Source organism: Candidatus Desulfatibia sp. (assembly GCF_036446775.1).
Taxonomy (GTDB): Bacteria; Desulfobacterota; Desulfobacteria; order Desulfobacterales; family UBA11574; genus Desulfatibia_A.
Map to the genome: position 1 here is coordinate 1 of NZ_JAZFTO010000133.1, position 13419 is coordinate 13419.

Annotated in this window: 10 protein-coding genes and 1 tRNA gene; 10 read left to right on the top strand and 1 reads right to left on the bottom strand. The window is 45.4% G+C overall.

The genetic code is table 11. The annotated features are described in order from the left end of the window. Positions 1 to 77 (bottom strand) — tRNA-Arg (locus V3S16_RS06405). A 645-nt stretch (positions 78 to 722) separates the two neighbouring features. Between V3S16_RS06405 and V3S16_RS06410 the strand changes: the two genes are divergently transcribed. From V3S16_RS06410 to V3S16_RS06455, 10 genes are all read left to right on the top strand, one after another. Continuing rightward, on the top strand, positions 723 to 1706 hold the full coding sequence (locus V3S16_RS06410; RefSeq protein ID WP_413883841.1) for an RNA polymerase sigma factor RpoD/SigA: 984 nt from the start codon (positions 723 to 725) through the stop codon (positions 1704 to 1706). A 30-nt stretch (positions 1707 to 1736) separates the two neighbouring features. After that, the gene (locus V3S16_RS06415; protein ID WP_413883842.1) at positions 1737 to 3464 is read left to right on the top strand and encodes a tetratricopeptide repeat protein; all 1728 of its coding nucleotides are present in this window, start codon (positions 1737 to 1739) and stop codon (positions 3462 to 3464) included. Beyond that, positions 3451 to 4293, top strand: coding sequence for a LolA family protein (locus V3S16_RS06420; RefSeq protein ID WP_413883843.1), 843 nt, complete (start codon positions 3451 to 3453; stop codon positions 4291 to 4293). Before V3S16_RS06415 ends, V3S16_RS06420 begins: the two co-directional genes overlap by 14 nt. Positions 4294 to 4564: 271 nt before the next feature. Beyond that, positions 4565 to 5047 carry a Mut7-C RNAse domain-containing protein gene (locus V3S16_RS06425; protein ID WP_413883844.1) on the top strand — a complete coding sequence of 161 codons (483 nt, stop codon included), beginning with the start codon at positions 4565 to 4567 and terminating at the stop codon, positions 5045 to 5047. A 220-nt stretch (positions 5048 to 5267) separates the two neighbouring features. After that, the gene (locus tag V3S16_RS06430) at positions 5268 to 6053 is read left to right on the top strand and encodes an ATP-grasp domain-containing protein (protein WP_413883845.1); all 786 of its coding nucleotides are present in this window, start codon (positions 5268 to 5270) and stop codon (positions 6051 to 6053) included. Further along, positions 6040 to 7212, top strand: coding sequence for a deoxyguanosinetriphosphate triphosphohydrolase family protein (locus V3S16_RS06435; protein ID WP_413883846.1), 1173 nt, complete (start codon positions 6040 to 6042; stop codon positions 7210 to 7212). The genes V3S16_RS06430 and V3S16_RS06435 overlap by 14 nt, the downstream gene beginning before the upstream one ends. Before the next feature lie 172 nt (positions 7213 to 7384). Next, positions 7385 to 7864 carry an HIT family protein gene (locus tag V3S16_RS06440; RefSeq protein ID WP_413883847.1) on the top strand — a complete coding sequence of 160 codons (480 nt, stop codon included), beginning with the start codon at positions 7385 to 7387 and terminating at the stop codon, positions 7862 to 7864. 25 nt (positions 7865 to 7889) lie between these two features. Then, positions 7890 to 8264, top strand: a complete 375-nt coding sequence (locus tag V3S16_RS06445; protein WP_413883848.1) for a lipopolysaccharide assembly protein LapA domain-containing protein — start codon at positions 7890 to 7892, stop codon at positions 8262 to 8264. Between the two features lie 419 nt (positions 8265 to 8683). Continuing rightward, complete coding sequence (gene mutS / locus V3S16_RS06450) at positions 8684 to 11302, top strand: DNA mismatch repair protein MutS (RefSeq protein ID WP_413883849.1); 2619 nt, start codon at positions 8684 to 8686, stop codon at positions 11300 to 11302. A 12-nt stretch (positions 11303 to 11314) separates the two neighbouring features. After that, positions 11315 to 13405, top strand: a complete 2091-nt coding sequence (locus tag V3S16_RS06455; RefSeq protein WP_413883850.1) for an N-acetylmuramoyl-L-alanine amidase — start codon at positions 11315 to 11317, stop codon at positions 13403 to 13405. Positions 13406 to 13419: the final 14 nt, after the last annotated feature.

The following is a 13419-nucleotide window of genomic DNA, read 5'->3' on the forward strand; positions in this document are numbered from 1 at the left end:
TGGTACGCCTGGCAGGATTCGAACCTGCGACCTACGGATTAGAAGTCCGTTGCTCTATCCAGCTGAGCTACAGGCGCATAGGCTGTGAACGTTTTAGGTGTCAGGTGTTAAGTGAGCGATATATTTTATATCCTACCCGCTTTTGCCAAATTTGTCGAGGCAATATGTCTTAAATCACACAGTCTTAATTTGTCAACACCCGGCGTACCTTTAAGGCCGGCTTTTTACAGGGTTATTCCCAGCTACCCCGAGCGGAAGTGTTTCGATACATTACCATTTTGCTTACTCTCAATTGAAGTTCCATTTAAGTTTTTAGCTGAAGAAACCGCCCGCGTAAAAGAATATATTAGCCATCTCTAACAGATTTGAGATGGCTTGTAAAAATATTCAATGACTCTGGTTTTCATCCCCCATATACCATTGTTCAAGTATTCCAACGTTCCATGTGGCTTTACAAACAATTAGCCCCTAAAAACAACATATTTTCGATAGGTTGAATAATAAACGAGGCGCAAAATAGAATTATTTGACGCTTGTTAATAAATAAGATATGTTTTACAAAGAATGTTTGAACGCAATAGTGAGCGCGTTCCCCGTTCCGCTTTTAGTCCTGCGGTCAGCGGGGCAGGGAGCTTTAATAACCGGTACCGCCTGATAGTTATATTGAATCCTTCAAGATGACCTATACAAGATTCAGGTAGTAACTTTTATTCAATATCAAGATGAGTAAAATCAAAAAAAAACCAAAGCGTAGATCCAAAAAGCTGAAAACAAAAAGAGCGGCCAAAAAAATAGATAATATTTCAGCACCGTCGTCCTCTTCTTCGTCAGATAGCGCCCTTGTTAAGTTTGACCCGCTTCAGCAGTACCTTATGGAAATAAGCAGGTACAAACTTCTCACCCGGGAGCAAGAAATAGAACTTGGCAAAAAAGTTCGTGAGGAAGGTGACTCCGAAGCGGCCTATGTCCTGGTAACCGCCAACCTTAGGCTTGTAGTAAAGATCGCCTTGGAATTCCAGCGAGTTTGGATGCAGAATCTTTTAGATCTGATTCAGGAAGGCAATATCGGACTCATGCAGGCCGTTAAGAAATTTGATCCATACAAAAACGTTAAATTTTCGTACTATTCCTCATTCTGGATAAAGGCCTATATTCTCAAATTCATAATGGACAACTGGCGTCTTGTGAAAATCGGAACGACCCAGGGGCAGCGAAAACTCTTTTTTAAACTGAAAAAGGAAAAACAAAAGCTGATTGACGAGGGTTTTGATCCCAAGCCCAAGCTCCTCTCCGAACGATTAGGTGTTTCCGAACGCGAAATCGTGGATATGGACCAGCGACTTGATGGGTGGGATGTTTCCTTGGATGCGCCTTTGAAAAATGGTTCAGATACTGAAAGGATCGAGTTTTTAGGAACTGATGTGGAATCCACGGAAGACCGGGTGGCCAAAAAGGAGATGGAGGTGCTTTTACACAACAAAATTTCTGAGTTCAAAAAAACGATGACCCCCAGAGAACTTGAGATATTCGAGCAGCGTATTTTTTCGGATAGCCCGGCAACATTACAGAAAATTGGTGACCGTTATGGTATTTCAAGGGAGCGTGTTCGCCAGGTGGAGAAGAATATCATCAAGAAGATGAGAGAATATTTCAAGCGCGAAATACCGGATTTTGATATGTATGAAGGCATAGGTATGCCTGGTTAAGTGCTAAGAAACTAATTGAGATAAAAAACAATGAAAAATATTTTATTAAAACTGACCATTGGTTTTATGGTCATTTTCTTTTTTTATGGGTGTAGTGTTCTTCCCCGCCCTGGGCCGACGGCGACAGATAAGCAGGATGGTGTCACAGGCGATATTTATGAATTTGAAAACCAGTATTACTACTTTACAGAGGCGCAGTTTTACCGAAAAAAGGGCAGCCTGGATAAAGCCATTCAATATATGCAGAAAGCCGTTGATAAAGATCCTGAGTCTTCATATTTGCAAAAAGAGATTGCGCTACTTTATTTGCAGCAGAAAAACAACTTAAAAGCTTTGGATATTATTAAGCAGCTATTGAAAAAAGATTCGGGCTATATACCCGCACTGATCATACACGGTAGAATAAATCAGAGATTGAAACACATTGATGACGCCAAAAAGGCATATGAAAAAGTTATCGCCGTTGACCCCCGGCAGCAAAATATTTATCTGATTCTGGGCGGAATTTATATGGAAGAAAGCGATCTGGACAAGGCTTTAAAGATATATGAACAGCTGGTTCAAAACTTTCCCGGATCGTATGCCGGCCATTTTTTTATGGGGAAGATTTATGCTACACAGGGTAAGATGCTTGAGGCTGAAAACAAGTTTTTCAAGACTTTGGAAATTATGCCGGGTTTAGATGGACCGCGTTTTGAGCTGTTAAAACTTTATAAAACTCAGGGTAAAGACCAAAAGGTTTTACAACTATACAAAGAAATCTTGGGAAAGAACCCCCGCAACATAGCAGCTGCCATGGAGCGGGGGTATTATTATTACAAAAAGGGTATGGAAAAGGATGCAGCCGAAATCTTCAAAAACCTTGGGGAAAGGAGCCTGACAGAGAATAAAGTTGTCAGAACGGTTGTTCGGATTTATTTGGATCCAAAAAAATACGATGCCGCCATCACCGTTCTTAAGGGGATGTTAAAAGGTGCCCCGGACAGTTCAAATCTACACTATGTTATCGGCATTGCCTTTGACGGCAAAAAAAATATCAAGATGGCCGTCAAGCATTTTAAAATGGTGATGCCGAATTCCAGGTTTTATAAAGAATCGGCAGTTCATGTTGCCTTTATCTATCAGGAACAGGGAAAAACCCGCGAGGCGATTGATTTTTTAAATGATGTTATTAAAGAGATATCCAATGATGCCGAATTAATGCTTTACATGGGTTCGTTTTATGAAGAGACCAAGGAGTTTGAAAAGGCTGAAGCTATTCTGAAAAAAGGACTTGAAATAGATTCTGAAAACACCAAACTCCATTTCAGGCTGGGCGTTGTTTATGATAAATGGGGCCGGAAAGACGATTCTATAGCAAAAATGAAGACGGTTATAAGTTTTGATCCTAAAAATGCAAATGCATTGAATTATCTTGGCTATACCTATGCAGACATGGGGCAGAACCTTGATGAGGCCGAGCGTCTGATTAAAGAGGCCTTAAAGCATAAGCCGGATGACGGCTATATAACTGACAGCTTGGGTTGGGTGTATTATAAAAAAGGTCTTTTCAGTGAAGCGGTGACACTCCTGAAAAAAGCCGTCAGCTTGGAACCCGATGATCCGATTATACTGGAGCATCTTGGAGATGCCTACCTCAAGGTTAATCAAAATAAAAAAGCGCTTAAGTTTTACAAACGATCCCTGAAGAACAAAGGGGATGATAATGATAAGGCCGCCCTTGAAAAGAAAATTGAGGCCTTAAATGGAAATGAATAATATCCTTAATTTTTATTACACCGGTGGCAGAAAGTTAATGCAGGTAAGACGCAACAGGCAAATTTTTATAATGCTTTTGATTACCGCTTTTTTTCTGCCGGCTTGTAGCGGCCTTGTTGACAGAATTTCGCAAAAACCAAAAGATTTTAAAGTTGCAGTCGAAGCCCGGGAGCTTCTGACGCTGCTGGAGAATCAAAACCGCACGCTCAAAACTTTCAAAGGCACCGGCAGGGTAACATTAAGGGGAGATAAGAAAAAAAAATTGACTTCCCGTATCGTTTGGATCGGGGCTGTACCTGGAAAATTTCGTATTGTTATGCGCAGCTTTTCCGGTCAGCCTATGATAAGTTTTGCCAGCGACGGCCAGTGGTTCTATCGTTTTTCCCATGCCGATAGTAAGTTTTATAAACAACGCGCTAAAAACACCACCCTCAAAAGGTTTTTTTCAATTCCGATTAATTCCGGCGATATTGTCAGTATTTTAGGCGGTAGTATTCCCTTGGTCCAACACAACAAAGCTGTTGTAGAACAAAAAGGCTCTGAAGATAAATATGTTTTGATATTAAAAAAAAGATGGGGGAACGTACTTCAGAAAATTTATTTTAATAAAAATAAGAGCCGGGTGCGCAAGATGGAGATGTTTGGCCTGAGCGGCGCTCTTTTGTATCGTATTGAATTTTGCGGGGTACAGACAATAAAAAGATATCAGGTTCCTGCTTGTCTGATATTTTCGAATGAAGAGGGCCGGGGGTTTCAGCTCGACATCGACAGATATTGGGCCGATGTTGAAGTTTCTCCGTCCGTCTTTGTTCTGACACCACCGGAGTAACTGGATACTGGATGCTGGATACTGGATGCTGGATGCTTGTTGGAGCGTAGCGGAAATCCCGATTTATCGGGGATAATGAATACTTGATTTTAAAAGTTAGCAATCGGCTTTGTGCGGATTTTATAACGTTAATTTAATTGTTATTTGCAACCTGTTCTCCAGGAACCAGTATCCAGCTTCCAGCATCTTTGCGATTCAAATTAAGACTGAGCAGTTGAATTCGTGACTTTTTACGACGCCGTCAATCTTAGTTCACAATATGTTTACACAGATGGTCATTACAAAAGATATATGTTTTACCGCCGAAACGACATTGGGTAAACTGGCAAAATGGCTGCGCATCTTGGGCTTTGATACGGTTTACCAGGCAGGTGTTTCCGGCGATGGGCTCCCGGATCCCGCCGGTAAAAATCGGATTTTGCTTACCCGTACAAAAAGGGTTCGGGATCGAAGCACGGACCATAAACTTGTCTTTATAAATTCAAATGACCCCTATGAACAGGTGCGGGAAGTGCTTCAGGCCCTTGGTATTGGCGCAGCCGATACCCGGCCGTTTTCGCGATGCACCCGCTGCAACATCCTGACCCGGCAGGTGGACAAAGATGCTGTACGCAGCCGCGTGCCCGATTATGTCTGGGAAACCAACTCAACCTTTCAAATCTGTAGCCGATGCCGGCGTATATACTGGCCGGGGAGCCATATTCAACGAAGTTATGATATAATTAAACAATTTTTCGAAACGGGAAATATTTAACTCTCAAGCTAAAACTTCGATTAGACGTCTGTGGTCAGCTGTCCGTAGTCAGAGGTATTACAAGTTAAAAGGGTTTCTGCTTGTGTTTCACCCGTAGTGGAAATACAGACTCGCATCTTATTGTTTAGCAACGGGCAACGGACAAAGGACACCGGACACCCAATTGAACGTTTTCGTTCATTCGAAGTTTCAAATAACCAGTCAAACTTGGCAGGAAAACATGACAGCCAACGACAAAGTTATCGCCCTTGAGGCGCGTCTAAGACAATGTAAAAATGTCCTGACTCTGGGAGTGCGGCCGAATTTTTGCGATTATAGCCGCCAGGATGCGGATCTGATCCGCAAAGCCGCTAAAATTTATTATCCAACCACCTTCTACGCCGAACTTTTTGATGCTATGGGCAAAGAAACCTTCCCCAGCTATCATACCTATAAATGTGTTCAGGACAAAATTAAGCAAACCGCTCTGTTTGATCTGCTCCAAATACCGAACCCCAGGACCCGGGTCTTTTACGGCCAGCGCCAGAAAAATGCGATTTGTGATTATTTTGAACTTCCGTTTATTGGCAAGATTCCCAGAGGCTCGGCCATGGGGAGGGGGGTTTTCCTGATCCGGAATCCGGATGATCTGCATGCTTACTGCAGCTTGACCACGCCAGCCTATATTCAGGAATACCTGCCAAGCGATCGTGATGTGCGCGTGGTGGTTATCGGCAGCCAGGTGGCGCATGCCTACTGGCGCCTTGCGCCTGCCGGTGAGTTCAGAAGTAATGTTGCCGTGGGCGCGACTATCAGCCTCGACCCTGTTCCACAAAACATCCTTGACCTGGCTCTTGATACCGCCCGCAGGTGCCGCTGGGACGATGTGGGGATTGATATTGTCGAACATGAGGGTAAGCTTTATGTTCTTGAAGCCAACATGAAATACGGCAAGGAAGGCTTTCGGGCAGCCGGCATCGATTACATTAAACTCATGGAGACCATGATCGAAAATGGGAATATATAAAAATGACCGCCTTGCCATGATTCAATTGGCGCTGGAGCAACGCGAGCGCGAAGTTCTGTCCCCTATCGCCACACAGAGTGCGGCCGGAGTCCGTCGCTTTGAGGATCCGCGTCTTGAAGAGGGTTATCGCCAGCCCTTTTCAGTGGATGTCGACCGCATCCTGCATTCTCGCGCCTACACACGCTATATTGATAAAACCCAAGTGTTTTATCTGATCAAACATGATCATATCACCCATCGGGTATTGCATGTTCAGCTGGTTTCAAAGATCGCCAGATCCATCGGACGGTTTCTGGGGGTAAACGAGGATCTGATTGAAGCCATTGCCCTGGGACACGATATCGGACATACACCTTTCGGCCATGACGGCGAAAAGTTTTTATCCGAGCTCTGTAGCATGAGCGGCATCGGTTACTTTCAACACAACGTTCAGAGCGTCCAGTTTTTGGAAAGAGTCGAGCGCAAAGGTAAAGGATGGAATCTGTGTCTGCAAACACTTGACGGCATCCTGTGCCATGATGGCGAGATTCACAACCGGATGCTTCAGCCCGCCAGGAACAAGACATTTGAAACCATAGACCAAGAGATGGCCGCCAAAAAAACGGATCCTGAAATCAAGCTCATTCCCATGACCCAGGAAGGGTGTGTTGTACGCATGGCCGATACCATCAGTTACATCGGTCGTGATATCGAGGATGCCATCCGGCTGAATATAATCAAGCGGTCGGATCTACCCGCGGAATGCGTCAAACGTCTGGGGGATACAAACGGAACCATTGTATATAATCTTGTAACCGACATCATTAACAGCAGCTTCCAGAATATCTATATGGCCTTCAGTCCGGAAGTGTCGGCGGCTCTGAAGCGGCTGAAGGCCTTCAACCTTGAACGTATCTATATGAATCCGAAGATCAAAAGCCAGACCGACACCATCAAAAAGCTTTTTGAGATTCTTTTTGAAAGGTTTCTGGACGATATTGAAAAAGAAAATCGAACTTCGGTGATATTCACAAGTTTTTTGGAGGATATGTCCCAAGACTATATTGCAAATCACAACAGTGCCGAGATTGTGAGGGATTTTATTGCCGGGATGACGGATCAGTATTTTTTGAGGCTGTGCCCTCAGGATAAGGTGCCGAAAACCAAAATAATTCCTTAGATTATGTAGAAAAAGGTTGAGTTTTGGGCTTGAAAAAGGTAGAGAAACTTAGAGTTGGGTGCAGAATTTAGAGTTCAGGATGCGAGACCTTTGATTTTAATGATGAAGGCCGGATGACAGAAACCGGTCAATGGTGACCTAAAATCCATAAGCGAGATTTGGAGGATCGGGAATGAAAACGATGTGGGCCCCCTGGCGCATGGATTACATCCTGGGTGACAAAGAAGAAGGGTGTATCTTCTGCAAGACGCTTTCAGGGCAGGATGAACTGAACCTTTTCAGGGGCAAGGTAACTATGGTGATCATGAATAAATACCCGTACATTAATGGACATCTTCTGGTGGCTCCGATCCGCCACCTTGCGACTCTGGATCAGTTGAGCAAAGACGAAATGGGGGACCTGCTTTTAACTGTTGAACAGTCCGTCGGAATATTAAAAAAAGTAATGAACCCCGATGGATTCAATGTCGGACTTAATCTGGGTAAAGTCGCCGGCGCCGGTGTTGAAGAACATCTCCATTTCCATATCGTTCCCCGCTGGTTCGGCGATACCAATGCTTTGACGGTTTTTGCCGATGTTCGCGTCATTCCCGAACATCTAAAAGTAACCTACAACAATTTAAAGCCATGCTTTGAGCAACTGGTTCTATAACGCGGTCATATTGGGGAGAAAACAAATGAAAAAAGTTAAAATTGCTTTCTGGTTGATTATTTTGGTGTTTGCGGGGGTCTTTGTTTATCAGAACAAGATTTTGTTTATGGCAAAACAGAGCCTCAGCTTAACTCTGCCGTTTCTTGAAACTTTGCAAACGCCGGAATTGCCGCATGCAGTTCTGTTTCTTGTTTTTTTCCTGACAGGCTTTTTGATTGCCTATTTTTCCGGTCTTTATGATCGGTTTAAGTCCAAAAAAACGGTTAAGAACTTAAATGCCGCTGCTGCGGCCCAGCAGGACGAGTTGACAGCACTTAAAAGTGAACTGGAGTCGTTGCGGAGCGCATCACCCGGTGGCAGCACCGCCAGTGAGGAACAAGGTACCAAACAAACAACCTAACCCCAACGTGCTGAAACCAAAATAATTACCACTCAGCCATCTAGCAGGCGGAGTGGCAATCAAAGGAAGTTTGCCGCAAAAAGCACAAATTTTGCGACATAGAAACTAAAGCGCTATACATTGAGGGGTTTCCGCCTAAATCGCGTATTTCATAAAGAATATCAGAGAAATCGGCAGCTAAAGTTCATGAGATATTGCGAGTAAGTGGGGCTCGAGGATTCCGGCAACAAAAACCGGAGCTTTCAAACCTCAAAGATAGCGCTTTTTTAGTTTAACCACATATAGTATTCTTGTTGAAAAAATAATCAATATATAGTATGGACCTGATTGAGCGTAAACAATAATGAAGGAACATGGGGTCATAAATACTTCATAAGAAATTCGAGCTTTAGATTTTACAGACCGGAGCGGTTTTAGCCATGAGTCTTGCCCAAGCAACTCCCATGATAAAGCAGTACTTGTCCATCAAGGAGCAGTACGCTGATACCATCCTCTTTTATCGAATGGGAGATTTTTATGAAATGTTTTTTGAGGATGCCGAGGTTGCCTCCCGGATACTCGAGATTACTCTGACATCCAGGAACAAAAAAGACGAGTTTCCGATTCCCATGTGCGGTATCCCCTACCGGGCTGTCAAAGGATATATCGCCCGTCTCATAGACCATGGACGCAAAGTTGCAATATGTGACCAAATCGAAGATCCGGCTACAGCCAAAGGGTTGGTGAAAAGGGATGTCGTGCGGGTCATTACCCCCGGCATGATCGTTGACGATGAACTTTTAGACGAAAAATCAGACAATTATATTTTTGCCGTAGCTCGCAGCAACGATACCGCCGGATTCAGTTATCTTGATATTTCCACGGGGACATTTCGGGTGTCGGAATCCCGGGATTTAAGTACGGTTGTTGATGAAGCTTTGCGGATATCACCCAGTGAAGCTCTTTTCCCGGAGTCCTCCAAGAACGATCCCTTTTTTACGGCGGTCATCGAAGCGTTATCGGAGAAATCGATAACCTTTTTGGAAGATAGAGCCTTTGAGCACCAAAGATGCCGAACGAGATTAATTGATCAATTCAAAACCCTTTCACTCGAAGGATTCGGGTGTGAACATCTTAAGGCCGGAGTGCAGGCGGCCGGAGCGCTTATATTTTATGTAAGAGAAACCCAGAAGCAGCAAATCGAGCATTTAGGCGGTATCGAGACCTACTCACTAAATAATTATCTCATTATCGATGATGTAAGTTGCCGGAACCTTGAAATTCTGCAGAATATCCGTACCGGATCCAAACGGGGAACACTCCTCGGCATTATCGACCGCACTGTAACCGCCATGGGAGGGCGGCTGCTGAAGAGATGGTTGAGATATCCGCTGCTGGATGTAACCGAGATTCAGTCCCGGCACGAAGCTGTTGCCGAGATAAAAGATAATATTCAGATCCGCAGAAGTATCCGGGAGAGCTTAACAACGGTGTATGACCTCCAGCGCCTCGGCAGCAAAATATCCATGGGGCATTCAAATGCCGGAGATCTTACAGCCCTGAAGCGTTCCATCAAAAGTTTGCCCGACATATGGTCCAGGCTGCGGCAGCTTACTTCCGGGCTTTTTCGATATGGTGAGAAACTTGATGATATTTATGCTCTGGCAGATTTGATTGAAAAGGCGATTCGTGAAGATGCACCGCCGACAATTAACGAAGGAGGGATCATCAAGACCGGATACGACAGGCAGCTCGATGAGCTGATCACCGTCAGCCGGGACGGTAAGGGCTGGCTGGCAAAGCTGGAGGCCGGTGAAAAGGAGACAACCGGAATCAGCACTCTTAAGGTAAGATTCAATAAGGTTTTCGGTTATTACATTGAAATTCCAAAGTCTCGTTCAAAAGACGTTCCCCCCCATTATGTTCGCAAACAGACGCTGGTAAATGCAGAACGTTACATTACGGATGAGCTGAAATCTTTTGAATCCAAAGTCTTGGGGGCCGAAGAGCAGAGGGCGGTCCTTGAATACAAAATATTCAATCAAATCAGGCAAGAGGTTATAAAACAGAATGCCGATATCCAGCATGTGGCTTATTTTTTGGCCCGTCTGGACTGCTTGTTGAATCTGGCGGAAGTTGCCGATCAGAATGACTACTGCCGGCCGGAAATGAACACCGACGGCCGTATTCTGATAGAAGACGGGCGCCACCCGGTGGTTGAAAAGATGATCACGGCCGAACGGTTCGTCCCCAATTCTATCGAGGTGGACGATAATGAAAATCAGATACTCGTTATAACCGGACCTAACATGGCCGGCAAATCGACCGTTCTGCGGCAGGTGGCTCTTATGGTCCTGATGGCTCAGATAGGGTCCTTTGTGCCTGCCGGCAAGGCGGCGATAAGTGTTATTGACAGGATATTTACCCGTGTCGGTGCCCTGGACAACCTCTCCCAGGGCCAGAGCACCTTTATGGTGGAGATGCAGGAAACCGCCAATATTCTGCACAGTGCCACCCGGCAAAGCCTCGTTATCATGGATGAAATCGGGAGGGGCACAAGTACTTTCGACGGTCTCAGTATCGCCTGGGCGGTGGCAGAGTATCTGCATGACTTCAAAGGTTTTGGGGTCAAAACTCTTTTTGCCACCCACTACCATGAATTGACGGAACTGGCCGGCAAAAAGCCCCGGGTGAAGAATTACAATATTGCGGTCAAGGAGTGGAATGATGAGATCATTTTTCTACGAAAACTGGTAGAAGGCGGGACTAATCGAAGTTACGGCATACAGGTTGCGCGGCTGGCCGGTATTCCCGACCAGGTGATCCGGCGGGCCAAAAAGATACTTTATCATATTGAAAACAGTGAAAACGGTATTGCATGTTCACCGGTTTTGGCATCAAGCGAAGAGGTTGCCCCCCAGGCGCAGGTGCAGCTTAATCTTTTTCGCAGGCCCGAGCAGTTGGTCATTGAAAAACTGCAAAAGCTTGACATTTCAAAAATGACGCCGCTGGAAGCCTTGAATTGCCTGAACGAGTTGCATGAAAAGGCCAAAACATAATTGATGTATTCTGTGCGAAAAAATATCAAGAAACTTAACACTATCTGTTTGTTTGCCTGCTGCATGCTTGTGCTTGCGGTGCTGTGGCCGCGGACACCATCGGCAGCCACGGCAAGAGATAAGTACAATCAAGCTGAAACCTGTTATAAAAAACTGCGCAACAATTCCAAAAAACAGAAATACAGGGACCAATGGCTGAAGTGCATCGATAAATTCCAGGAGGTTTACCGGCGTGATCCTTCAGGCCCCTGGGCTCCCGCGGGCCTGTACATGTCCGGAAAGCTTTACCAGCAGCTTTACAATCTTTCATTTAAGGACTCTGACAGAAAAGAGGCCCTCGACATTTACGAGCGGATTATAAAACGTTTTCCGCAAAGTCAATATCGACAAAAGGCGGCGAATGCCATCGTAGCTTTTTCCAAAGCACATCGCCCGAAAACCGTTGATGTCAAAGCTCGTTTTTCCCGGTCAAACCGGGGAAGAGCCAAGTATGTTGCCGCTGAAAGCTGTTACAATAAGCTTCTTAAAAGCTCTAAAAAACAGAAATACAGGGACCAATGGCTGAAGTGCATCGACAAGTTCCAGGAGGTCTACCGGCATGATCCTGCCGGCCCCTGGGCCGCTGTGGGGCTGTATATGTCCGCTGAGCTTTATCAGGAACTTTACAATCGCTCATATAAAAAATCTGACAAACAAGAAGCTCTCGATCTCTACGGTCGGATCATAAAGCACTTTCCACGCAGCCAATACCGCCAAAAGGCCTCCGCTGCCATCGGTTCCTTTTCGGGGGCGGAGACCCGCAAGGTCGCATCGGAGACAGTCAAGCCGCAAAAGACCGCGGAAAAACCTGTGGTAGATCAGATCGCAGCGGAGATCGAGAGAGGGTCTTTGGCGCAAGTTCCGGCTGTAAAGAATGACAAAATTTCTGAAAATCGTCACGCAGTGGTTAAGGGGCTGCGATTCTGGTCCAATCCCAGTTACACCCGTATCGTCATCGATGCTGACAGCGAAACAGCTTTTACACACAGGCTTCTTAAAAAAGATCCTTCCATTAATAAACCCCAGCGCCTGTATGTCGAGCTTGATAACAGCAGGCTGGTGGAAGATCTTGAGAAAACAATTCCAATTAACGATAATCTGCTCAGCGATGTGCGTGCCGGTCAGTACACACCGGATTCGGTGCGGGTTGTCGTCGACATCAAGTCTTTTAAAACCTATAAGATTTTTCCCCTCAAGAATCCTTTCAGGATTGTTATCGATGTCTGGGGCAAGCAGCCCCAGCCGACCCGGGCGAAGGCCGGGACCGTACCAAAAGGTACCAAGCTTCCTCCCAGCGCCCTGGCAAAGCAGCTGGCCCTGGGCGTAAGCCGCATCGTTATCGATCCGGGGCACGGGGGACGCGATTATGGGGCTCCCGGTTACTTAAAAGGTGTTCATGAAAAAGATGTTGTTCTCAAGATTGCCCGGCGGCTTGCCAAAAAGATCCGTTCAAAGCTGCAATGCGAGGTTTTCCTGACGCGCAACAGTGACCGGTACCTAACACTGGAAGAGCGCACAGCGATTGCCAATACCAAAAACGCTGATCTTTTTATATCAATCCACACGAATGCCTCCCGGGATCGCAGGGCATACGGTATCGAGACCTTTTTTTTGAATTTGGCAACGGATGAAGATGCCATTATGGTGGCCGCCCGTGAAAATGCAACTTCAAAGAAAAATATCAGCGACTTGCAGACGATTTTGAGCGATCTTATGCAAAATGCCAAAATCAATGAATCGAGCCGGCTGGCTGCTAATGTCCAGGAGGCCATGCACAAACATTTGCGAAAAAACTACAGCCGGATAAAAAATAAGGGTGTCAAACAGGCCCCGTTTTATGTCCTTCTGGGGGCTCAAATGCCGTCCATATTGATCGAAACCGCATTTATCAGCAACTCCAGGGAGTGTAAAAGATTGGTCAATGGCAAGTATCAGGACCGCGTGAGTGCGGCGATCGTTGCAGGCATCCGCAACTACATCAAGGAGACCAGCCCGACAGCATTTATAAAGTCAAGTCCCCAAAAGGCTCTAAAGGGTAACGATTTCATTGTGTTAGTTCCTTAAATGTGTAATTTGTA